Source organism: Vibrio quintilis (assembly GCF_024529975.1).
Lineage (GTDB): Bacteria > Pseudomonadota > Gammaproteobacteria > Enterobacterales > Vibrionaceae > Vibrio > Vibrio quintilis.
This window is the reverse complement of record NZ_AP024898.1, coordinates 1,040,631-1,062,646: the sequence shown is the minus strand read 5'-3', so window position 1 is coordinate 1,062,646 and position 22,016 is coordinate 1,040,631. Positions and strand designations below refer to the sequence as shown.

The 22,016-nt window shown below is 42.3% G+C and carries 21 protein-coding genes and 1 pseudogene; 13 read left to right on the top strand and 9 right to left on the bottom strand.

Annotated features, from left to right (window positions below; genetic code table 11):
- The first annotated feature begins 168 nt into the window (after nucleotides 1–168).
- From cobT to OC443_RS23250, 5 genes are read left to right on the top strand one after another with little or no spacing between them, the layout of a single operon-like run.
- A complete protein-coding gene (cobT, locus tag OC443_RS23270; protein WP_073586495.1) occupies nucleotides 169–1,200 on the top strand; it encodes a nicotinate-nucleotide--dimethylbenzimidazole phosphoribosyltransferase in 1,032 nt (343 codons plus the stop codon).
- Entirely contained in the window at nucleotides 1,200–1,994 is a 795-nt protein-coding gene (locus OC443_RS23265) for an adenosylcobinamide-GDP ribazoletransferase (RefSeq protein WP_073586494.1), read from the top strand. The genes cobT and OC443_RS23265 overlap by 1 nt, the downstream gene beginning before the upstream one ends.
- Entirely contained in the window at nucleotides 1,995–2,546 is a 552-nt protein-coding gene (gene cobU / locus OC443_RS23260; protein ID WP_073586493.1) for a bifunctional adenosylcobinamide kinase/adenosylcobinamide-phosphate guanylyltransferase, read from the top strand.
- On the top strand, nucleotides 2,536–3,153 hold the full coding sequence (locus OC443_RS23255) for a histidine phosphatase family protein (protein ID WP_073586492.1): 618 nt from the start codon (nucleotides 2,536–2,538) through the stop codon (nucleotides 3,151–3,153). The genes cobU and OC443_RS23255 overlap by 11 nt, the downstream gene beginning before the upstream one ends.
- A 1-nt stretch (nucleotide 3,154) precedes the next feature.
- On the top strand, nucleotides 3,155–4,027 hold the full coding sequence (locus OC443_RS23250) for a dimethylarginine dimethylaminohydrolase family protein (protein WP_073586491.1): 873 nt from the start codon (nucleotides 3,155–3,157) through the stop codon (nucleotides 4,025–4,027).
- A 129-nt stretch (nucleotides 4,028–4,156) separates the two neighbouring features.
- On the opposite strand, the pseudogene OC443_RS23245 reads toward OC443_RS23250, so the two are convergent.
- Nucleotides 4,157–5,752: pseudogene (locus tag OC443_RS23245) on the bottom strand (FAD-dependent oxidoreductase); the annotation flags it as partial.
- Nucleotides 5,753–5,782: 30 nt separating this feature from the next.
- Between OC443_RS23245 and OC443_RS23240 the strand changes: the two are divergent.
- Nucleotides 5,783–7,453 carry a recombinase family protein gene (locus OC443_RS23240; RefSeq protein WP_073586489.1) on the top strand — a complete coding sequence of 557 codons (1,671 nt, stop codon included), beginning with the start codon at nucleotides 5,783–5,785 and terminating at the stop codon, nucleotides 7,451–7,453.
- A gap of 416 nt (nucleotides 7,454–7,869) precedes the next feature.
- Nucleotides 7,870–8,910: an IS481 family transposase gene (locus OC443_RS23235; protein WP_073584295.1), complete on the top strand. Its 1,041-nt coding sequence runs from the start codon at nucleotides 7,870–7,872 to the stop codon at nucleotides 8,908–8,910.
- 58 nt (nucleotides 8,911–8,968) lie between these two features.
- On the opposite strand, the gene OC443_RS23230 is transcribed toward OC443_RS23235, so the two are convergent.
- The 5 genes from OC443_RS23230 to OC443_RS23210 all read right to left on the bottom strand — a co-directional run bounded on the left by OC443_RS23230 (nucleotide 8,969) and on the right by OC443_RS23210 (nucleotide 13,182).
- Nucleotides 8,969–10,660 carry a DUF2326 domain-containing protein gene (locus tag OC443_RS23230; protein ID WP_262021761.1) on the bottom strand — a complete coding sequence of 564 codons (1,692 nt, stop codon included), beginning with the start codon at nucleotides 10,658–10,660 and terminating at the stop codon, nucleotides 8,969–8,971.
- Entirely contained in the window at nucleotides 10,647–10,883 is a 237-nt protein-coding gene (locus OC443_RS23225) for an ABC-three component system middle component 6 (RefSeq protein WP_019282689.1), read from the bottom strand. The genes OC443_RS23230 and OC443_RS23225 overlap by 14 nt, the downstream gene beginning before the upstream one ends.
- A complete protein-coding gene (locus OC443_RS23220; RefSeq protein WP_262021760.1) occupies nucleotides 10,870–11,421 on the bottom strand; it encodes a hypothetical protein in 552 nt (183 codons plus the stop codon). Before OC443_RS23220 ends, OC443_RS23225 begins: the two co-directional genes overlap by 14 nt.
- A gap of 17 nt (nucleotides 11,422–11,438) precedes the next feature.
- Nucleotides 11,439–11,789, bottom strand: coding sequence for a hypothetical protein (locus tag OC443_RS23215; RefSeq protein ID WP_262021759.1), 351 nt, complete (start codon nucleotides 11,787–11,789; stop codon nucleotides 11,439–11,441).
- A gap of 106 nt (nucleotides 11,790–11,895) precedes the next feature.
- Nucleotides 11,896–13,182, bottom strand: a complete 1,287-nt coding sequence (locus OC443_RS23210) for a phospholipase D family protein (RefSeq protein ID WP_262021758.1) — start codon at nucleotides 13,180–13,182, stop codon at nucleotides 11,896–11,898.
- Nucleotides 13,183–13,349: 167 nt separating this feature from the next.
- On the opposite strand from OC443_RS23210, the gene OC443_RS23205 reads away from it, so the two are divergent.
- The gene (locus OC443_RS23205) at nucleotides 13,350–15,392 is read left to right on the top strand and encodes a hypothetical protein (RefSeq protein WP_262021757.1); all 2,043 of its coding nucleotides are present in this window, start codon (nucleotides 13,350–13,352) and stop codon (nucleotides 15,390–15,392) included.
- A gap of 35 nt (nucleotides 15,393–15,427) precedes the next feature.
- Nucleotides 15,428–16,630, top strand: coding sequence for a HEPN/Toprim-associated domain-containing protein (locus OC443_RS23200; RefSeq protein ID WP_262021756.1), 1,203 nt, complete (start codon nucleotides 15,428–15,430; stop codon nucleotides 16,628–16,630).
- A gap of 113 nt (nucleotides 16,631–16,743) precedes the next feature.
- Here OC443_RS23200 and OC443_RS23195 read toward each other — a convergent pair whose 3' ends face one another.
- A complete protein-coding gene (locus tag OC443_RS23195; RefSeq protein ID WP_262021755.1) occupies nucleotides 16,744–17,349 on the bottom strand; it encodes a hypothetical protein in 606 nt (201 codons plus the stop codon).
- 70 nt (nucleotides 17,350–17,419) lie between these two features.
- On the opposite strand from OC443_RS23195, the gene OC443_RS23190 reads away from it, so the two are divergent.
- A protein-coding gene (locus tag OC443_RS23190) for an IS3 family transposase (RefSeq protein WP_143169485.1) occupies nucleotides 17,420–18,570 on the top strand; the annotation gives its coding sequence in 2 pieces (ribosomal slippage) (nucleotides 17,420–17,663 and nucleotides 17,663–18,570; 1,152 coding nt in all).
- On the opposite strand, the gene OC443_RS23185 is transcribed toward OC443_RS23190, so the two are convergent.
- Nucleotides 18,567–19,319, bottom strand: coding sequence for a relaxase/mobilization nuclease domain-containing protein (locus OC443_RS23185; RefSeq protein WP_073586167.1), 753 nt, complete (start codon nucleotides 19,317–19,319; stop codon nucleotides 18,567–18,569). The two genes, OC443_RS23190 and OC443_RS23185, sit on opposite strands and share 4 nt — an antisense overlap.
- Nucleotides 19,309–19,755, bottom strand: a complete 447-nt coding sequence (locus OC443_RS23180; protein ID WP_073586168.1) for a hypothetical protein — start codon at nucleotides 19,753–19,755, stop codon at nucleotides 19,309–19,311. Before OC443_RS23180 ends, OC443_RS23185 begins: the two co-directional genes overlap by 11 nt.
- Before the next feature lie 595 nt (nucleotides 19,756–20,350).
- Here OC443_RS23180 and OC443_RS23175 point away from each other — a divergent pair.
- The 3 genes from OC443_RS23175 to OC443_RS23165 are packed head-to-tail and all read left to right on the top strand — an operon-like array spanning nucleotide 20,351 to nucleotide 22,010.
- Nucleotides 20,351–20,752: a hypothetical protein gene (locus tag OC443_RS23175; protein WP_073586169.1), complete on the top strand. Its 402-nt coding sequence runs from the start codon at nucleotides 20,351–20,353 to the stop codon at nucleotides 20,750–20,752.
- Nucleotides 20,753–20,789: 37 nt separating this feature from the next.
- Nucleotides 20,790–21,188 (top strand): hypothetical protein, encoded by a 399-nt coding sequence (locus OC443_RS23170; protein ID WP_073586170.1) that lies wholly within the window; start codon nucleotides 20,790–20,792, stop codon nucleotides 21,186–21,188.
- Nucleotides 21,189–22,010, top strand: a complete 822-nt coding sequence (locus OC443_RS23165) for an ADP-ribosylglycohydrolase family protein (RefSeq protein ID WP_073586171.1) — start codon at nucleotides 21,189–21,191, stop codon at nucleotides 22,008–22,010.
- The last annotated feature ends 6 nt before the right edge of the window (nucleotides 22,011–22,016 follow it).

Genomic DNA, 22,016 nt, shown 5'->3' with positions numbered 1-22,016 from the left:
CAGATATTGCGTCTGCCCCTTCTCATCCGTTCTCTCCGGCTCAAGACGATGTTTCTGTGGCATTTGTTTTCAGGGAAGGTACACTCAGTTGGATATATCCCCAAATGCCCTGAAACATGCATCTGCGGGGTGCCTGGGTATAACATTCAGAAAAAGAAAGGGAAAATCATGTTGAACACACGTTATCTGGCACAGATCCGGCACCGAATTGATCAAAAGACCAAACCGGTTGGTTCTTTAGGCGTGCTGGAAGAGATTGCACAGCGACTGGCCCTGATTCAGTCGCAGGGAAAAGATGGAGCGGTGACTCAACTGGAGATTCATCAACCGACGGTGATCGTCTTTGCCGGCGATCACGGTGTGGCTGATGAAGGTGTCAGTATTGCTCCGAGCGAAGTGACTTATCAGATGGTGATGAATTTTCTGGCCGGCGGCGCCGGGGTGAACTGTTTTTGCCGCAGCGCAGGGGTGGCGATGAAAGTGGTTGATTGCGGGATTATGATTCCGGTTGAAACACCGCATCCGGCGTGTTTTATTCAGCAGCGTCTGGGTAGCAGAACGAATAATTTCCATCTTGAACCGGCCATGACAAAAGCGCAGGTGACGCAGGGCATTGAATATGGTCAGGCAATCGTCACGCAGACGATTGATGCGGGTTCGAATCTGGTGATGTTCGGGGAAATGGGCATTGCCAATACCACCAGTGCTGCTGCGATTCTGGCCTCTCTGACTGACATTGATCCACAGCTGTGTGTTGGCCACGGTACTGGTATCCAGCCTGAGCAGTTCACCAAAAAAGCAGCGATTGTGCGTCAGTGCGCGGAGAAACTCCGGGGTGAAGATGCCATGACGGTGCTGGCCGGTGTCGGGGGCTTTGAGATTGTGCAGATGACTGGTGCGTTTATCGGTGCTGCGCAACGTGGTGTGCCGGTGGTTGTGGATGGATTCATCGTTACCGTTGCAGCCTATGTGGCGACATTACTGGAACCGTCCTGCCGGGACTATATGATCTTTGCCCACCAGTCAGAAGAGCCGGGGCACCAGCGGGTACTTGAAGCGTTATCAGCGACGCCGTTATTACAACTGGGATTACGTTTGGGTGAAGGCACCGGGGCTGTACTTGCCGTGCCGTTAATTCAGGCCGCATGTGAATTTTACAATACCATGGCCAGTTTTGATGAAGCCGGAGTTACCGTTTGATGCTTGCCCGGTTCAAATATCAGCTGGAACTGTTCTGGCTTTCCCTGAGCTTTTTTTCCAGAATTCCTGTTCCCCGTTCGACCCCTTATTCCGAAGAACGGATGAACCAGTCTTCCCGCTATTTTTCGGCGGTCGGGCTGTGTATCGGTGTGCTGTGCCTGATCGTCTTCCGGCTGATGAATGCTGTCGTACCCGCGGATATTGCCGTGTTTTGTATGATGTGTTTCAGCCTGATGCTGACAGGCGCCTTTCATGAAGACGGACTGGCCGATATGGCGGACGGTATCGGTGGCGGCATGACGGTGGAAAAGCGGCTGACGATCATGAAAGACAGCCGGATTGGCACTTATGGCACCGTTTCTCTGGTCATGATTCTGCTTGGCAAATATCTGCTGCTGACACACCTGGCTGTCTCTTCGCTGTTTGTACCTGTGCTGTTGCTGGGTCATAGTCTGAGCCGGGCACTGGCCGGTTCGGTCATCTTTGATACACCGTATGTGACGGATTTGGATCACAGCAAAAGTAAACCCCTTGCCTCAAAGCAGGCGGTGAAAGAATTAATCATCCTGAGTGTGATAGGTCTGATTCCGGTTATTTTTCTGCCATTCGGTCTGTGCCTGATTCTGATCATGTTATGTCTTGGGATTCGTTCACTGTTCCGGCGCTGGCTGATTTGCCGTCTGGGTGGATTTACCGGTGATACATTAGGCGGCCTTCAACAATGTTTTGAGCTGTTTATTTATCTGTTTTTTCTGGCCTGTATTCAACTGGGGTTGCTGGTTTACGGAGGATAAATGAAATCGCTGATTTTAGGGGGAGCGCGTAGCGGTAAATCCCGTTTCGCAGAGCGGATAGTGCTGGATGCGCAGCAGAAAAATCCTCAGCTTCGATGTCATTACGTTGCAACAGCAGTGGCTTTTGATGAGGAGATGCAGGTGCGGATTGCACAGCATCAGGCCCGGCGCGGAGAGGAATGGACAGCGCATGAATGCCCGGTGGATCTTGTCCGGTTATTGTCCGGATTTGATGCGCAGGATATTGTGCTGGTCGATTGTCTGACAGTCTGGCTGAATAATGTGATTTACAATGACGGCAATGGCATCACGCCTCAGCAGATTGAAGCGCATGTGCAGCAGCTGGTGGATGTGATCGCAGCTTCAGAAGCGCAGATTGTGCTGGTATCGAATGAAGTCGGGATGGGGATTGTGCCGCTTGGCCATGTTACCCGGCTGTTTGTTGACTATGCCGGCTGGATGAATCAGGCATTTGCCGTGCAGCTGGAGCAGGTTATTTTTGTGGCGGCCGGCCTTCCCATGTTTCTGAAAGGAAGTGCCGATGAAATCTGATGTCTGGCTGCTTCGTCACGGCAAAACAACCGGCCCGGCGGCTTTGAACGGCCATGTCGATGCCCCTGTTGCGGAAAGTACCCAGATGCGAATCCGGCAGGCACTGGCACAGCAAGGCTTAGCTGACCTGCAGGTCGTCAGTTCCCCCTTATCACGATGTCTGGGTTTGGCGAAACGCCTGACAGATGAAGCGCAGATTGTCATCCAGCCGGACTGGAAGGAGATGCATTTCGGTGATTTTGATGGCGTGCCTTTTGATCAAATTCCCCAAAACCGCTGGATTGAACTGGAGAAATTCTGGGAGAACCCGGAGCAATACCCGCTCGCCGGAGGGGAAACACTGGCGGCGTTTTATCAGCGGGTTGCTTCATGCTGGGGGCATTTTATCGGGCAATTGCAAACCGATACCCTGGTGGTGACTCATGGTGGCGTGATCCGGATGATTCTGGCGCAGGTACTTAATTTAGACTGGAGAAACCCGGCGTTGTTTACCCGGCTCAATATTGGCAATCAAAGCCTGACTCACCTCGAAGTCGTGACGGGGGAACATGATTTTGTTACGGTGAAAACAATTGGTACACAGTTATTTTTCACAGAAGGAAAATGAAATGAGTGAATACGGATGTCAAACCATGGCCGGGAAAATGACCCGGGTACTGATGCGCCGTCCGGCGCAGAGTCTGAGAAACGCGGATCCGAAGAAGTGGCATTACAATCACTTATTTAATGCTGAGCAGGCGATCGAAGAGTATGAAGCTTTTGTCAGACTCATTGAAGCGTCCGGCGCGGAAATCCTGTGGATGCCCGATGAAGATGATGGTCTGGCTGATGCGATGTTTACCCGTGATGCGTCGCTGATCACAAAAGCCGGGGTGGTTCTGCTGAATATGGGTAAACCGTTACGGGCAAAAGAACCTCAGTTGCAGGGCAAGATTCTGGCTAAAGCAGGGGTGCCTGTCCTTGGTAATTTAAGTGGTGATGCCCGGGTTGAAGGCGGTGATATGATCTGGCTCGACGAAAATACTTTAATCATTGGCCTTGGGTTCCGTTCCAACCGCGCCGGGGTTGAAGTATTGCAGGCACTGCTGAATCCACACGGTATCGAAGTGCTTGGGTTTGATATGCCGTACTGGACCGGAGAAGAAGCCTGCCTGCATTTAATGTCCGTGATATCGCCACTGACTGAAACCAAATATCTGGTTCATCCGCCGTTGATTCCCGCAGCCCTGTGGACGCTGATGAAGTCCCGCGGTATTGAGATGGTGGTGGCTCCGGCAGATGAGTTTGAAGCCTCATTCGGGCTGAATCTGAATGTGCTGCCGACTCAGCCGGATCACTGCATCATGATTGATGGCTTCCCCAAAACCAAAGCGGTGATGGAAGCACATGGGACCGTTGTTGAAGTCTTTCCGGGGGATGCGTTATGTATGGCCTGTGAAGGCGGGCCGACGTGTCTGACCAATCCTGTTGCCCGTCAGTAAAGATGGATAAGACTCAGTGCGTGAATAACGGGTTTGAATATTCAGAACACTGATTGTGAAAATAAAAAGGGGGAAACTGTTGAGTTTCCCCCTTTTTATACAGACAGAGACGCAGTTTACCGGTAACGATTAAGCTTTGGCAAAGCAGTAAGTCCGGTAGCCACCAATCAGGTTTTTCGCTTTGTAGCCGTTATTGACCAGCTGGCGATAAGCGACATTGCCGCGCAGGCCAACCTGACAATAGATGATGATTTCTTTATCTTTCGGCAGTTCATCCATGCGCTGGCGCAGCTCATCGACCGGGATATTGACTGCACCGTCGATGTAACCTCCATTTTGCAGTTCGCCGGGATTACGGACATCCAGCAGTAACTGATCTTCGGACAATTGATCAATTTGATCAAAATGAATCGGCGTGGCATCGCCTTTCATGATGTTGGTCGCAACAAAGGCGGCCTGATTAATCACATCTTTGGCACTGCCATAGGGCGGTGCGTAAGTCAGTTCCAGATGCTGCAACTGTTCGACACTCATGCCTGCCCGTTGCGCCACAGCAATCACATCGATGCGTTTATCGATACCATCTTTACCGGCTGCCTGAGCACCGAGAATTTGACCGGATTGCGGATCAAACAATAGTTTGAATGAAACGATCTCTGCACCGGGGTAATAACCGGCATGGCTGGCAGTGTGGACGAAAACTTTCTCGTAGTTTGTGCCATCCCGCTTGAGTTGTTTCTCATTTTTTCCGGTTGATGCGATTGCCAGATCGAACACTTTACAAATCGCGGTGCCCTGGGTGCCCTGATAGGTTTCATTTCTGCCCAGCATGTTATCGGCTGCCATGCGACCCTGACGGTTTGCCGGGCCGGCCAAAGGCACCAGTGCAGGCTGGCCGGTGACAAAGTCGGTATCTTCTATCGCATCACCGACGGCATAAATCGCCGGATCGCTGGTCTGCATTGAAGCATTGACCTGAATGCCACCAAGCGGGCCGGTTTCCAGCCCGGCTTCTGTTGCAAGACGGGTTTCCGGGCGGACACCAATCGCCATGATCAGAATATCCGTGGTCAGCGAGTCGCCGTTACTGAGAGTCAGATTCAGCTCACCTTCCAGATGCTGGTGTTGGTCAGATTGTCCGGCGTCTTCACTGGCTACTGTAATATTCGGGATAAACTCAGCAGCACTTAATGCTGTTTCCAGACGTAAATCAACGCCTTTCTGGCGGATTTCGGCATGGGCAAAGCCAGCCATTTCCCTGTCTGTTGGTGTCATCACCTGATCGGCCATTTCCAGCAAGGTGGTTTGAATGCCAAGCCGGTGAAAAGCTTCCACCATTTCCAGGCCGATAAAACCGCCACCGACAACTGTGGCATGTTCCGGTTTGTTCATCTGAATGGTTTGCATGATTTTATCCATATCCGGGATATTACGCAGGGTATGCGTCAGGGGATTATCAAGCCCCGGAATGGGTGGGACGACGGGAGCTGCGCCCGGACTGAGTAACAGAAAATCATAACTTTCTGTATATTCACTGTCGTCTGTCAGCTGTTTGACCGTGACGGTTTTTGCAGCTTTGTCGATATGCGTGACTTCATTCATTGTGCGGACATCGACATTAAAGCGGGCGAGGAAACTTTCCGGCGTTTGAAGTAACAGTTTGCTGCGTTCCTGAATTTCACCACCGATATGATAAGGCAGGCCACAGTTAGCAAAAGAATAATGTATGATAGACAGCTCAGCGGGGGGGGAACCATGACCAATAAATATTATCTTTATCATCGAGTATCAAAAAAAGAACAAGCTTCCAGTGGCGAAGGGATTTTTCGTCAACAGGAGTTAACGAACAATTGGATTGAGAACGAAAACAAAAGACTAATCCTTGATGGAAAAGAGCCCTATGCTGAGGGAGGTGTTTACGAAGATAGTGGGCGTTCGGGTTTTACTGATGACAACTTTAAGAAGGGAGAGTTAGGGAGGCTTTTTAAGGATGTTTCTAGAGGACGCATTAGGTCTGGAGATATTATCGTTATTGAGCTAATTGACCGATTTAGCCGTGGGAAACGCAAAAACGTAGTTAAAAGGTTTCAAAATCTGCTTGAGCACGGAATTAAGGTGGCATTTACAAAATGGAACTTGGTCTTTGAAGAAGACATGGATGGTGTTCAAGGGGCTTCAGCATGGATGATGTTCGAAATTGGTTTGTATTTAGCCCATTTAGAAAGTGTCCAAAAGTCAGATAGGATTAGAGCAACCAATAAATTAATGAAGGATAAAGGGTATGTGACTACCGCTAAAACGCCTATTTGGCTCAATAGAACTCTAGATAGAAAAGGGTATGAGGTTGTTCAAGAAAATGCGGAAGTTATTCAGAGAATCTACCAATTGAGAATGGAAGGTCTTGGCCCCCAAAAAATCCTAAATTCTATTGGTGGAGTTGAGCTAAAGAGATATACGTATAATACCGAAGAAAAGTTGGTTGTAAGTTCGACAAATAGCCCATTATGTGAATCTACGATTAAAAGTTACTTGGCAAATAAAGCTGTAATTGGAGTAGCAAATGGCGAGTTAAAATTTGAACCTATAATTGATGAAAAAATATTCAATGCAGTACAGCAAAAAGTAGTAAGGAATATTGGTGGAGGTGGGAAACGGAAAGTATTTAAAAACATTCTTTCTGGAATTGGCTTCTGTAAAAGGTGTGGATATTCAATGTCTTATCAGGATTCCACTTCTACATATGGCAAAGTTAGATCGTATTTATACTGTAACGGTAAGCGCAAACGTAAGCAGTGTGATGCGAAAAACATTAAGTACCCGTTACTAGAGAGTAAAGTATACGAAATTCTTTCTAAGCTTGATTATAAAGATGAAGAATCTGTAGACATTTTGAGCCTCGAACAACAGCTTAAAGAAATTAAGGATGAAGTAAGTTCGATACGTCAAAATATGATTAAGTTCCCTAATGATCAGGAGTTTGAAAAACTATATACCGAGCGTTTCTCAAACCAAGAGGATTTAGAACTTAAGCTTGTTGAGGCAAAAACATCACGGAGTGGGGACTTGTCTTTTTTGAATGTCGACTATTCAAGGCCTGAAGGTAAGCAGCAGCTAAACGAGATTTTTAAAGACTATGGAATCAAGGTATTAGTGGAAGATGACATAATAGAAATCACAGTAGGCGCTTGGAATGATTTCATGATTAAAGGCAGTTTGTCTTCAACGGTTAATCCTAGTGCAGCTCTAAATGGTAAGAAGTATGGTTCGAAGGGTATTGACTATGATGCAAACACTTCAATTGAACGGTATATGTTAGATGCACCTAAAGAGGACGTAGGTTCGGATGTGTCCAGTGAACTTGGGAAACAAGTGCTTAATCTCTATCCTGAGATTAAAGATCATATACTTAAAGGAAATAAACAATAAGAAAACTTGTGCGATCAGGATAAAGACGAAGGCAACGTTCTGAGAATGTAAAGCTAATAGTCACATTCTCCGTATAAGTCCCAAAATACGAATTAACAAGTGCATGAAAACTGATCTCCTGAGAAGGCCCTATCTTGTACAAAAAGTTGTAAAAAAGAAGCCATGCCATTATCAAAATATCCACTTAATTGAACGGTTCGTTTGTTGATTAAGGAAACTTCACATTAGAGGGCAAGTGATGCCAGAAAGTATCACAAGTTAATTTGTGGGAAGAGCGTAGGCTGCCAAAACTAGCAGCCTCGAATGTTATATGAATTAGTCACAACCTAATCTGACACATCTTCTTGAAAAGTTGAGAGTTACCCGTTTTGATAAAGGTGCTGAATCTTTAATCAAACAAAAAAGAGGTAACTCTCATGCTTCATACTAACAATCCCATTATCAAACACAAAGCGGGTTTATTAAATCTGGCGGAAGAATTAGGCAATGTTTCCAAGGCATGTAAGATTATGGGCGTATCCAGGGACACGTTCTATCGCTATCAGGAGCTTGTCGAGCAAGGCGGAATTGATTCCTTAGTGAATCAGTCCCGCAGAGCACCCAATATTAAGAACCGGGTTGATGAATCTACAGAAAAGGCTGTCGTCAGTTACGCCATCGAATTTCCAGCTCATGGTCAGGCGCGTACCAGCAATGAACTCCGTAAGAAAGGAATCTTTGTTTCCGGCAGTGGTGTCCGGTCGATCTGGCTACGGAATAATCTGGAGAATTTCAAAAAACGGTTGGCCGCTTTAGAAGCCAAAGTCGCCAGTGAAGGAATCATTTTAAGTGAAGAGCAGGTTGCAGCGCTGGAGAAAAAGAAACAGGATGATGAAGTGTGTGGTGAAATCGAGACGCATCATCCCGGCTACCTGGGGTCACAGGACACATTCTACGTCGGTAATCTCAAGGGTGTTGGCCGGATTTACCAGCAGACCTTTGTCGATACTCACAGCAAAGTGGCTTTCGCAAAACTTTATACCACAAAAACACCGATCACATCGGCTGATTTACTCAACGATCGTGTCTTACCGTTCTTTGAAGCCCATCAGCTTCCGCTGCTGAGGATTTTGACGGACAGAGGCACAGAGTACTGTGGCAAAGTGGAGCAGCACGATTATCAGCTGTATCTGGCTATCAATGATATCGACCATACAAAAACAAAAGCCAGACATCCTCAGACAAACGGTATCTGCGAGCGTTTCCACAAAACGATTCTCAATGAATTTTATCAGGTCACGTTCAGGAAAAAGCTCTACAGTTCATTAGAAGAGTTGCAAAAAGATCTGGACGAATGGCTGGATTATTACAACAATGTTCGAACTCATCAGGGAAAAGTCTGCTGTGGGCGGACACCGATAGAGACATTATTGGATGGAAAAAAGATTTGGGCAGAAAAGAATTTAGCTCAAATCTAATCTGACGAAAGCACCGAAAAAATGGGTAACTGTCAGATCAGGTCTGAGCTAGTACATGTTATATCTTGAAGAATTTGTTGTCCTGAGAGAGCTCAAGGATGATGAACTCTTTGTATTTGGTGTAATCTTGCTCAACAAGCTTATCTGACAACATAGAAACAATGTGTTGTCCTGATAGTTGAATTGATTCATCAAACATTTTACGAACGTGCTGTATATCGATTTCATCAATCGAATCATGTAAGACAAAGTTAGGTCTTAATGCTTGTTGGTCACAAACAGTCTTGATGTATGCTAAGTCAAATGTAACAACTTCCAGTCTTTTTAATCCACCCTCGTTGTTTGATTCTACGTCGTCGACATGTGGCGAGCATTCACCCTTTTCTTGGTCTAAATGAAGACTGAAGTTGTACTCAACTCCGTAGAAATCGCGAGTGTAGTCTTTGAAGTTTTCTATATACTTTTCTTCAAAAGAGGTTACGTTGTTGAGCTCAGTTTCAAGTTCACCAGCTAATTCAGTTAAGCTTTGTTGCTCAAGTATTAGCTTTGAGTCTATATCATCCTTTTTGTCGATAATGGCTGTTAGTTTGGCTAACTCTTTATCAAGCTTACCAATTTCCTTCATCGTGTCAGATATCTCTTCCATTTTCTTTTTCGACTTTAGTTCATCGAATAGGCTTTGCTTCTGAATTTTTAACTGGCCGAATTTGATAGTTGCTTTTTCATGCTGCTCTTGCAGTTTATCTAGTCCATTCGACACAAACTCTCGTTTAGTGCTCAACAGATGGTCATGGAAAGCGAGTGCTTGCTGATAATCTTCAAGAGTAGATTCTATCTTTACAGACGCATACTCGTAGATAGTTCGCAGTTCATCGAGCAAATGATGCTGTTCACTAGTCTTTAGTATTTCATTGGTCTTAATTATGTTCTTGATTTTTAAATCTAAAGAAAGAACCTGGTCAGAAAGTGAGTTCTGCTCGTCATCTATCGTGTTGATTTTTGATACGATTTCTAGCTTATCAATGCCTTTTTCAGACGATAATAAAGACTTTTCTAATTTAGCGATTTCTTTCTTTATTTTAGAGACTGAGCCGACAATCTTGTCTTGAGAAATGACACTATTAAAGGCTTTCAGATTTTTATCATAACCCTTGATGGTGGTCTTTAGTCTGTGGATTTTACTGAGTATCTCAGTGTCATCAAAGTTGAACAGATACAGAAAAACCGTGTTGATATCGGTTTTACTAACGTTCCTACCGTTGTCAAAGTTAACAGTCTTTGTCATACGGTGTTGCGTTGTTCTAAAGAACTTCGGAGCAAGTTTTCTGATCGTTGGTTTAGCAGAGTAGACGTTGAAAATACTGCCCATAATGTGCGCGATGTATTCTTTGCTTGTTACTTCTTGCCCGTTCAAAATGTAGTTTTGCAGTGTAGTATCAATAGATAGTCTGCGCTTAATAACACTGTACTGATTGTTTAGACCAAGGTACTCAAGCGATACGTATACTTCACTGTTTGTGAAAAGCTGTTCAATCTCTTGCTTTGGGGTTTGAAACTCATCATCAATGTAGATTGGGCTAATTGAGCCATCAAACAAGTAGTCGAGAATTCGACCTAAAGTTGACTTACCAACGCTGTTACCGGGTGCGTCAGATTTCTTTTTACTCGTGATGATATTTAAATTGTCTAAAAACGGTATCTCTCGTGTTTCTACACCGTCGATCTCTAAGAGAAATCTAAGTAGCTTCATTGATAAAAACCTCTTTGCTATCGTAGCCAATAGCAGAAATGATATACAGCCAATCCAACGCTAGAATTATGTGGTCTACGGACACAGAAAGCTCTTTAGTGCCGACTTTCATTAGCTGTGTGATCGTCATACGCTTTCTTTTGCGCTCATGAAGCTTTTTCAAGATAAAGCCACCAATGTAGAGCACATTCATCTCTGGGTGAGAGCCTTTAGTTGGTAGCATTGTTAGGATTCTCCAGTACGCAGCACTCAACAAAACCATGTGCAACAACAACGTTTAGCCCAATTTCTACTTGTTCTTTGTATTGAGTTACATTGGCTGAACTATACACAAACTTTCTGAGCTGCTTGATAACATCGCTTATGATGTCGTCTGCGTGCTGCCGTACTTGCTCTATGTCGGGTTCAAATGAGTCAATGCCATACTTATCTAATGAATTGCAGTACATTTCATTAAGCAATTCCATTGCAGTTTGTTTTCCATTGATTATGTTTTGTTCTGCAAGAGTGTAGGCTGTTTCAATATGGGATGAATACGATTTGTACTGCAAGACAATACGACGCTTAGTCTTGAGCATGTTGTGGTTTATCTTCGTCGTAACATTTGCGGGAAACGACCGATCAGTTCGATCGATTCTCACGTTGGCTGATGCAATATCACCAATGATAACGTTAATAATTGAGTCAACGTTATTTTCTGGAGACTCTACATTGTAGAAGTCACCTTCAATGTTTTGAATATCAAATCTTGTTTCACACATAGACAAGCCTAGAACTCTTATTTGTTGTAAACAAAGTCGCCTTTGATTACACCTTGGTTAAAGTTGGTCTGGCCGTTTTGATGCACTTCTTGATAGTTATCGTGGATATCGTTCTTTTCGATTTCGACGATCTTCTGTTCTAGAGTAGTGTTTTGAACTTGTAATGCATTATATGAAACTTCCAACGATTCGAACTTTTGTTGCAGCGTACTGTTTTCGACCTTTAGTTCTTTGTGATTAATGCTTAGATTATCGAATTTCTGCGTAATTTTGGTCACGTTGCTTTTTTGAACAAAAGCATAAATACAGCTAACAACAGTACAGATCCAAGCGATAGCTACGAAAAGTGGGGTAGCAAAGATTTCCATTTTTATCTCAACATCTAGGCATATGAACCGTGTATTGTACAGTTTATATGCATTACGTACCACTAAAAGGTGTGTAACTTACTAATAACTATAAAATAGTCATATTTTAGTCACCAAGCTGTTTAACTTCGAAACCAAAATATCTCAGCACTTTGGTTGTTCGACCGTTGATAACAGGAAGATTTTCTTTGTTGATCCAACCTATAAGTTCTTGGACATTAGCTGGTCCAAACTCGTTTAGTTCATACTCTGAGTCGTGGATGCAGTTCGACATGCGAGTCACTATATCGCCTGTACCGTAAAGAAGATAACAAAGAGTTTTCTTAACTTGTAATTCGTCATTAGCTTTAATGAAAGCCGACTTCAAAGTGGGTAGCCCACCTTTATAGAATCTAAATCTGTCATGGAATGAGTGCAGGACACATAGTGCTTCCACAATGTCATGCATTGACGCAGTTTTAATAAATTGTACCGAGCCAAAAACCCGAAGAATTAGTGGATAGTTGGTGGGTACAATCGTGTCTTCAAAGTGTTTCCAATGAATAGTTAACCATTCGTCGATTAGAACTCTGATATGGAGTTTTTGGCTTTCAGTCCACCCTATAGGCTGTCTTTTCCAGATATCTGTAGTCGCGTGCTTATCTCGAACAAAGCTAAAGAATGAATCGATTTCAAGTCTCAATGGGATATTACTTTCATCGATTTTTCGTTCAAAGGTGCTGTAGACTTCTTCAATACAGCGAAACGCATAAACAGACTCTTGATAAGACTTGTAGTAAGTGTCTTGGAAGATTGATTTTCGGTTGGTTTTTTTCTTTCCACGGCTAATGTTTGAAAAGTTTTTGTCGCCGAGAGTGTCAGTAACGCTGTCGTCTAGCTGCTTTACTAAGGAGTCCAATTTCCCGAATTTGTTATAGATGCTTCGATAGTCTTTAATCGCATCTTTGGTTAGAACAGATGCTTCTTCCCAGTAATCTGAGAACAATGATTTTAGTTCGTCAAATCTATGATCGTCAGATTGAAGACTGATCATTACTTCTTGGTTTGATAAAAGTGCTGAGCGGGTAAGGTTAGCTGAGCCAAGCAGTACTTTCTTGTCACCAAAGATGTAGAACTTAGGATGAAACGAATTGCTGGTGAAAAATCGAGCTTCTACTTTGTCGTGACTAAGCAGCTTTTCTAGGGCTGCTGGTAGCGTTGGAAAACCAAGTCGAACAACAATCCTGATATGACATCCTTTTTGTACCAGCTCGTCGATAACACTTGATTCAGTAAAGAAAGCAGAAGCTATAAACACGTCCATACCGTCTTCAACACTAGTGATGAGTCCATGTCGAATGAAGTCCTGTTTCGAGTTGCTGTTAGTGTATAAGTCCGCCATAATCCCTCCCATAATTCCTTCTAAATCAGGCCATTAAAAAGAATGTGAATCACTGGCTTGTATCACTGAAATACCAAAAGAAGCGTATCATGACTGAGAGTCTGTTGATGTAACTATCTGATATGAAGTAGGCTAATCCACTGGTGCCATATGCATCATAAAAATAAGGAATTGATCCATTGGCTGATGAAGTAAAAGACCTGTTTGTTGAAAAAATAATCAAGAACAAAATTAAACCGCCAACTAGACACGACTTTAACTTGGACAAGTGGCTAGGTGGGTGGGAAAAGATTAAAGATAGTGCATCGAAGCGTGATGCTAGGGTTTTTGTTGGTGGTTCTGTAGTTAATTCTTTGTTGTCAGAAATCCGTGGGATGTTAGATAGCACCTATTTACAAGCTCCAAAAATTACTAACGAAAAGCTTATGCTTGCATATGTCGCAACGTCCAATAGAGAGCTAGCTGTAGCTATGAAAGCCGCATTTGAAGAAGCTAGACCTAATGCATTTGGTATCAAGATAAATGCCAATTACATGGGGAATACATTGACACTACAAGAGATCTCCCACGGATGCGTAGATGGTCTACAGCCAGCACTTCGTATGTGTCAAAAGAGGATAGATGACAACCAGCCAATTCAGGTATCAAAGCAACCGCTTGACCCAATGGTTTTTATTCGACGTGAAATTGACTTATCTCAACTATACGAATTGTACTCGCATGTTTGGCAGTGTCTCTTTTGGTCCAATTATGATTTTTTTCCAGTCGGTGAAGATAAAAATACTTATTGTGTAATGCAACCGGCAACCGATTTTGAGTACTCATTTGAAAACAGTGCAATTCGGCGTGAAAGATTAGGATCTCAAAAAAGACACATTGCAAATGATCCGATGATTCAATCTATATTTTCCAGCGATAAGTATTTAGTCGTTAAAAGACGAGGAAAGAGAAAGCTTGTTGAAGTCTTAGACGTTAAAGATGCAGATGAAATTGTTCGCTCACGTAACGCTTATTGGCAGATCACTGTTACTGATATGCTTAAATACTATCCTCAGGAATGGTTAACTGAAGATTATGAAAATGAATTTTCAATTAAAGATGTTCTAACCGTTTTTAGATGTCTAATGCTTTTAGCTGGAGATTTAATGGAAAAATTTCCAGACAATGATGAGGCTTTCAATCTAAACAAGCTTTTAGAATTTTGTCCAACAATTCCTGCGTTTGCATTGAAAACAGCGCTGGTCAAAGCTACGGGTTTGGATTCTGTCCGTGTCTCTAACATTCTAAACTTTGTCACATTCAAAGCTGATAAAACATGTGATCTTTGGTGCCAGCCGTTGATTAAGAAGTCTAACAATGAATACGCAATATCAGTTAGCGCACTAGTTTCTCCAGTAATGACAAGGCTTATTGAAAGGTGGGCTGTAGAGTTGAAAATTGATTTGGGCAAAAAGGGTTACCAGTATGAAGAAACAGTGCTGAAGATGCTCAACGAGCAGCTAGAACAGAATGAGTTCATAGATGATTACGATCCTGCGGTTGGAAAGCGAATTAGACTCGCAGCTGGAGAAGAAGAGTTTGATTTATTGGCACGTATCGATGACTTGATTATTGTAGGTGAGTTTAAAGCGACTCTTACTGTTGATTCGGAAGTCATGAAGCAGAGAACCGCTGAAACACTGGAGTATGCAGGAGTTCAAGTAAATAGAAAGACAAAATTTTTACAAGAAAACATTGAGGTTATATTTGATAGGTTAGGCTGGGATTATGACGCAGCTAAGCAGTATAGGTTCTCTCAATGTATTGTGACTAGCGCTCAGATGTTTATTGGTTATAAGTTTGATGGGATACCAGTCGTAGATGAAAAAATACTAAAAGCTTATTTTGAATCACATGTTATGAGTTTGATGTCTCTACCGAGCGAAAATGGTGAAATGCGAGATATTGCATGGTACGAGTTGTACGCAGATATAGAAGAACTTAAGAATAATCTTCAAGTATACCTTTCAAAGCCACCACAGCTTAGTGAGATAAATGATTCGTTTGAATATGGTAATGTGCTGCTTCCGCCAATCAGCAAAGTTTCGTATAAAATAGTACAACGTAGACTTGTTTTAAAAGATGCCAGTCCAACATCACGAATGGATCAAGAGCATAACTTTAGGGTTTTCAAATCGACAGATTATGATGAGCAAATAGCCAAGATGGATATGGTCATGTAGTGAATCTACAACCACTTCTAATTAAGGATTAATTGATGGGAAGTTTTGCAGACATAAACATTAACAACCAAGAACTTTTATCTTGGAAAAACACCTATGATGAGTGGTTTTTCATCAAGCAAGATAGGGTACGAGAAGTTCACGATGATGAAGATCTACAAGATTTTATCGGGTACAAGATCGATGCAAAAACGCTGAAAAGACGTCTGCAATTGGCTGGATACGATTTGAGATCTGCTGAACAGGATTTCAATGAAGTTAAAAGCTCTTGGATTTTGGAAATGAAAGAGACTCTGGAGTTATGTAAGAATAACCCAGATAGCATTTATGTTGATGATGTTGAAACAATTTCAGCTGATTTAAAAATTGTTGAGAGTCACAGTTTTCAAGATTGGCTGCAAACACTTCCCAAAGCGTTTGATAAGTCTAGTGCCGATTTCGATACCGATTACTTTAACCCCAAAGTAATCATTGATGGTGAGCCACTACTGTCATTCATGTTATCTGCATTTCATAGTGTTTATGATGAAAATCAAGGGTTTGCTGGTACTGTATTCCCATGTAAGTATGTTGAAACCTATGCTGTGGTTTTGTTGGAACATTGCGATAATGAATCAGAGTGCGTGCTTGATATCACCGATATAGTTAACGGTGGATGGGTTACTGATTTTGACGATATTGCTGAAGTTCAGGCCGGAGAAACAAAGTTTCATCAGAACTTTTGTACTTCTTTGGATGAGCTAGCTGTTCTAAATGAATCTACAGAAAATGTGACACTACAAAGAATGGTGTTTGCCAGTGTGATTACTGCCATGGAAGCGTATCTGTCTGACACAATGAAAAGCCATGTGTTGAACCGAAGTGCAGTTAAACGTCGGTTTGTTGAATCCCACATCGTGTTCAAAGAAAAAGTTGCTAAAAAGGATGTATTTACGTTTTTAGACTCGCTTGATAAGACGCTAAATACGGAAATCGATAAAATCTCATTCCATAACATTGATACCGTAAAAGACCTGTATCAAAAAGTTCTGGCCTGTGATTTCCCAGAGGATAAATTGGATCAATTAAGAGCATCTGTTTTCGTTAGGCATGACATTGTGCATCGCAATGGAAAAAAGGCAGATGGTTTCTCTGTTGATGTGCCTCAACAACATGTAATCGAGCTAATTGAATTGGTTAAAAGCGTTATCAGAGACATTGACCAGCAAATTTTAGATGTGCTATCGATAGATTTGTAGCTATCTGAAAATTCGGCAATCATAAATGTGAATTATATAATCTCCTGTTCATCGGTTCAGTAATTCCGAATGTCAGAGCAGATTAGAGTAATGCTTTGTGTTAAACGTTATTCTTAGATTTCAATCGTCGCTTGATTACTGAACTTTAAATCTGAGTGATATGTGCTGGTAAGCGCTACAGATGACCTATCTTGCTTTAAATCTCGCCAGTCTTTCGTATCCGAATCTATCTGTTTCTCTAGCTCCTTTAGGCCTGTCTCAGTATCGTATTCAAGAGTGTTACCCGGGTTATAAAATACTTTGTGTATTAATAAATCAGAGAGTAGTTTCTGCTCTTGAAGATGTCGAAACTCAACAGATTCATCATCAACACCGAACATCATTTTGAGTAGAGCAATGATGTTTGCGATTGCAAGGGCTAATTCTTTCTCCCGTTTAGTATTAATGAATGAGAGATCTACCCAACTACTATTTTTGTCTGTACTCAGTCTAAATTGAGCTCTTTGTCTAATGATACGCTTGGCTTCTTTTGAAGAGACTCGTACTTGGAAATAAGCGTACATTGGTGCTTCTTTGTTGATACCTAATGCAAAGTTATCACGCGACGGATTATAGCTAATGCCACCTTTAATTAGCGCGTTGAATGTGAGTTGTGTTTTCTTTATTCGTGTTCCAGATAAGAATGGTCCTCCTTCATTGGAATAGCTTATCCCGGACACCTCACCAGTGATCCGCACCAATAGTTTTGGACACTGAGTTAAGTGAGTACAATCACTAACGAGGTGAACAATGACAACTAAGAAAACACGAATTAAACATGCTCCTGAATTTAAAGCAGAAGCACTCAAACTAGCCGAGAAAGTGGGCGTCGCTGCTGCGGCCAGACAACTATCGTTATATGAATCTCAAATCTATGGATGGCGAAAAGCTGTCAAAAAAGACACAAATACCAGTGATAGAGAAAAAGAGTTAGCGATTGAAAATGCCAAGCTCAAACGATTATTAGCCGAACAAGCTGAAGAATTAGACATCGTAAAAAAGGCCGCCACCTACTTCGCGAAAAATCTAAAATAGATTGCTATGAGTTTATGCTCGAACACCTGATGCGATATAAGATTGTCCGTATGGCTAAGGTGTTTGGGGTTTCTCGAAGTGGGTTTTATTACTGGATTGAAAATCGCCATAAGGTCACTCAACGCGACGAACGGCGTAAGCTGCTTGATATCAAAGTTCGAGAAGTCTTTGAAGATAAAAAAGAACGCGATGGCGCAAGGCGTATTCAAAAAGAGCTTGAAGGCAGTGGTGCTAAACACGATGTGAAGACCATTGCGGCTAGCATGAATCGACAAAATCTGGTGGCAAAGGCCGCTCGTAAGTTCAAATGTACGACCGATAGTAAGCATAAGTTACCAATCGCCCCGAACTTGCTTGAGCAAGATTTTACTACAACAGCACCGAATCAAAAATGGGCTGGAGACATCACCTATCTCGCAACAAGTGAAGGCTGGATGTATTTAGCCGTCATTATTGACCTTTATTCACGGCAAGTCATTGGCTGGTCGATGAGTACAAGAATGACTGCAACGTTAGTTTGTGATGCGCTCTCAATGGCTTTATTCCGCAGAGGTTTACCAAAGGATGTGATTATTCACAGCGACCGTGGCAGCCAATATTGTTCAAAGGATTACCGAGAGTTAATCGCAGCTCATAAACTAAAACAGAGTATGAGTAGGAAAGGAAACTGTTGGGACAACGCTTGTGTTGAAAGCTTCTTCCATTCAATGAAAGTAGAAGCAATCCAATACGAGCCTATTATGACACGAGAAGAAATGCGCCAAGCACTCTTTGAATACATAGAAGTTGATTATAATCGAACAAGAAGGCACAGTGCTCTTGGGTATCTAAGCCCAGTTAACTTTGAAAAACAATATGTCGCTTAACAAAGTGTCCAGTCTACCTGGTGCAGATCACCAGAGCATTTTTGATTCACTTTTATGCTGATATTTGACTGAGCGATAAGACCCACAAATTCGGTGATAGTTTTTGGCTTACCATGAGCTTTATACAGCCTTTTTATTTTCTGTCGGATAATATGTGCAGCATCACGCTGTTGCGCTTCTATTCGTCCTCCCGAGGCTTTAATCTGCGCTTTAGTATAGTTATGACCAAAACCATCATTTGGGTTTTCTAGCCTTCGCAAATTTAGCTGAGACTCAAACTTTCGCATTACACTCCAACCCTTCTCATAGTCGTTGTGAACGTTGACTAAAGCTCCTGAAGGAGTGTGAGTGACACGGCTGGCAAGGATATGCACATGTTCAGTGCTAGTATCACTGTGCTTGCAAGCGACCCAATTACAATCGCTGTAGCCAAGTATGTACATGTATTCAAAGCAGATATCATTCCATTGCGAAGTAGATAATTTCTCATCAGGCGCAAGGCTAATAACAAAGTGGCGGTAGAACTTCTCGCCTTTACCTGTGTGTATTTTTTCAGAGCATGAAAATTCAGTTGCGCACTTTTCGAGATCAAATGAGCCATCAGCATTAAGTGAGGGGAGGTTGAACATGTTGCCACCTATTAGCGTAACATCGCCAGGGGTTAATTCGTGTTCATGTTTATCTCCGCGAAACATGTACTTTAAAGTTTGGTGATGTTCTGCACGTAGCTCCTTTGGATTATGAGTCATGTGTTCCTACCTCATGATCACCTATATTAATGGTGTGTTCGACGCCTCTTGATGCTATTTCTCTGCATTGCTGAAGCTCTAACTTCACTTGGTTAACTAGTACAATATGCGCTAACGCCTCTCTGCGAGTTAAGATATTAGTCTGAGCAGCTTCATTTAATCGATGTACAGACTGATTTAGGTTGTTGAGCGCATTTCTAAAGTTAGCCATAGATTGAAAAACATTGGCATCTTTTTGCTCGTATTTGAATGAGCCGCTTTTTATCATTGAAAACATGACAACACGTAAAAAACGAGCGAGTTGTTTAAACCCTGCTTGTTGCGAATAATAAGAAATGAAATTATATTCATCATTAGTTAGAGATATTTTTATTATGTTATTTCGCTTTTGATCTATATTTTTAACGGGTCTTCCCGGTTTGTTGAAGTTATTCATTATTGCACCTATTGTATTTATTATTGGTTTGTTAGCGCAGAGTCCGCAGGGCTTGAGCACATTTACGTAGGCCTTTTTTTACTAGAACTATGAAATAATTCTAAGTGAATAAAAATATTGCTGGCTAACTGTTATTTAATATTATGTTTATTATCTCTTATTTATATGGATTGGTTAAGTGTTATTTACTCGTATGTTAAAAGGTATTTTATTGTCAATATTTATACTGTTGATATAAAGTGCATTAAAATAATAATAAGTGAATTAAATATGATTTTTACTGTAAACAACTGCAAATGCTCTGTAGATAAGTGCAGTTTCTAGGAAATATCACAATCAGGTAGAGTGAAGGGGAATCGGAAAAAATATGCTCACACTTATAGAGTGCGAGATATGGAACTGGTTATAATTGAAATTGCGTCATACCACACTTTTTTGTTGACATCAATCATTAATTGTGTTAAATTAACCCCGCTCGTCCAAGACGAGCGTTCTTTACTTATTACTCGCTGACACTCCTAAGTTTTCAATACTGTTACGGACATTGCCTCATTTTATTTGAGTGGACTTCTGCATCTGAAATTTAAGGATCTGAATGAATAGCCAACATAAAGAAAGAGTAACGAGAATATTGTCACACCTTAAATCGCAGCCGATAACTACAGAACTAATAGCAAGCAAAGTCATAGACTTTCACTTATCCCCCTTGATAACAGAATTTATTCAGAAGTACTCGTTATCGATTGAGCGATTTGTTGCTGTGGTCTCGCACTGTGAATTATCGTATGACGGCAAACTCTTCTTTGGATACAAGACTGAAAACGGAATAGAACGTTTCCGAGGTGGTGTGTATGAGAATAAAGAGGTCGATGTTTCTGAGCCTGTCATTATCGTCTATATCTGCCATGAAAGTGAGGACCAGGAATTTGGGATTATTGAAACAGTTCTTCAAATCCATTCACAAGAAGAAGCTTGCTTCTCCTCCTACCAACAGTAATAAAAGCAAATACAGCAAACAGGCTATTCGACATAGAATGAGTGCCGAGGAATATCGTGCGAATACCGTTGAAAAGATTAGATACTGTAATCGCCATGTTATTGAATCATTGGTATTGCAAAAAGATAACCAACCACTAGGAAAATTAGCACGAGGCAGTGTGTTTTTTACCGCAGAGCGAAGTGTTCTGATGCTTAACAAATATAACGAAGCGATAGTACGCGAGATGATTGTTGAGTTATTTGATTATCAGCGAAAGTCATATGAGTTCGACGATCTTAGCTCAGGGTGTATTCCGTTTTATAACAATGTTCTGATCTGGAGCATTCGCTATTACAACAAGAATAAAGAAATTTCAGCATCCGAATTGCCATTTTTTATGTTTAGAAATGTCACTTTTAGAGTTGATGTTATTGTTGATAAAAAAGGGGGCTAAATGCTGGGTGGAATTATAGGCGACATTACAGGAAGCTTTCTTGAAAGCCGAAATAATCAATTAAGAAGCATGAACCTTACCACCGATATTATTTTCTCTGAGAACTTTGGCCCAACGGACGATTCTGTACTGCTTGCAGCGACTGGCGCTGCAATGCTTGATGACAGTGATGATTTTGCACTGTACTACCGCAAGTTTGCAGAGATGTTCCCTAACGCGGGTTATGGGCCTGGCTTTGGCCTTTGGCTTAAAGGAGATAGCCAAGAGTATCAGAGCTTTGGAAACGGGGCGGCTTCGCGAGTTGGGGTGTTAGGGTATCTAGATGATGAAGCAGATGTGCTTCATATGGCTCGAAAGTCTGCGGAAGTGTCTCACAAGCATGAAGAGGGGATTGATGGCGCAGAAGCCATCGCATGGTGCGTGTGGGCAATACGTAACCAGATATCACGCGAAGAGATCTGCAAAGAGATATATCAACGATGGAACTACTACGTTGAACATAACTCGCACGACTTATGGATGCTGCATAGGGAAGATTGGAACTTTGATTGTTCAGCCGTTAACACGGTTCCATTAGCTATCTATATAGCTCTTTTTCATGCCCATAACTACGAAAGTTCAGTTCGAACAGCCATGTTCGTGGGAGGGGATGTAGATACGATTGGCTGTATGGCGGGCATGCTTAAATCACAGCAATTTACGATTCCAATGGAGTGGGAGCGACGAGCGAAGCAAAAGCTCTGGTTGACTGCACCTAAGCTTCTAGATGTTGTTGAGCGCTTCGAAGCTCGCTATGAAGGATATCCGTTATTCACCTTTTAATACCGC

What these genes read in the sequence shown, in the direction of transcription:
- cobT (WP_073586495.1), top strand. Translation starts at nt 169, where the DNA reads ATGTTGAACACACGTTATCTGGCACAGATCCGGCACCGAATTGATCAA.
- OC443_RS23265 (WP_073586494.1), top strand. Translation starts at nt 1,200, where the DNA reads ATGCTTGCCCGGTTCAAATATCAGCTGGAACTGTTCTGGCTTTCCCTG.
- cobU (WP_073586493.1), top strand. Translation starts at nt 1,995, where the DNA reads ATGAAATCGCTGATTTTAGGGGGAGCGCGTAGCGGTAAATCCCGTTTC.
- OC443_RS23255 (WP_073586492.1), top strand. Translation starts at nt 2,536, where the DNA reads ATGAAATCTGATGTCTGGCTGCTTCGTCACGGCAAAACAACCGGCCCG.
- OC443_RS23250 (WP_073586491.1), top strand. Translation starts at nt 3,155, where the DNA reads ATGAGTGAATACGGATGTCAAACCATGGCCGGGAAAATGACCCGGGTA.
- OC443_RS23240 (WP_073586489.1), top strand. Translation starts at nt 5,783, where the DNA reads ATGACCAATAAATATTATCTTTATCATCGAGTATCAAAAAAAGAACAA.
- OC443_RS23235 (WP_073584295.1), top strand. Translation starts at nt 7,870, where the DNA reads ATGCTTCATACTAACAATCCCATTATCAAACACAAAGCGGGTTTATTA.
- OC443_RS23230 (WP_262021761.1), bottom strand. Translation starts at nt 10,660, where the DNA reads ATGAAGCTACTTAGATTTCTCTTAGAGATCGACGGTGTAGAAACACGA.
- OC443_RS23225 (WP_019282689.1), bottom strand. Translation starts at nt 10,883, where the DNA reads ATGCTACCAACTAAAGGCTCTCACCCAGAGATGAATGTGCTCTACATT.
- OC443_RS23220 (WP_262021760.1), bottom strand. Translation starts at nt 11,421, where the DNA reads ATGTGTGAAACAAGATTTGATATTCAAAACATTGAAGGTGACTTCTAC.
- OC443_RS23215 (WP_262021759.1), bottom strand. Translation starts at nt 11,789, where the DNA reads ATGGAAATCTTTGCTACCCCACTTTTCGTAGCTATCGCTTGGATCTGT.
- OC443_RS23210 (WP_262021758.1), bottom strand. Translation starts at nt 13,182, where the DNA reads ATGGGAGGGATTATGGCGGACTTATACACTAACAGCAACTCGAAACAG.
- OC443_RS23200 (WP_262021756.1), top strand. Translation starts at nt 15,428, where the DNA reads ATGGGAAGTTTTGCAGACATAAACATTAACAACCAAGAACTTTTATCT.
- OC443_RS23185 (WP_073586167.1), bottom strand. Translation starts at nt 19,319, where the DNA reads ATGACTCATAATCCAAAGGAGCTACGTGCAGAACATCACCAAACTTTA.
- OC443_RS23180 (WP_073586168.1), bottom strand. Translation starts at nt 19,755, where the DNA reads ATGAATAACTTCAACAAACCGGGAAGACCCGTTAAAAATATAGATCAA.
- OC443_RS23175 (WP_073586169.1), top strand. Translation starts at nt 20,351, where the DNA reads ATGAATAGCCAACATAAAGAAAGAGTAACGAGAATATTGTCACACCTT.
- OC443_RS23170 (WP_073586170.1), top strand. Translation starts at nt 20,790, where the DNA reads ATGAGTGCCGAGGAATATCGTGCGAATACCGTTGAAAAGATTAGATAC.
- OC443_RS23165 (WP_073586171.1), top strand. Translation starts at nt 21,189, where the DNA reads ATGCTGGGTGGAATTATAGGCGACATTACAGGAAGCTTTCTTGAAAGC.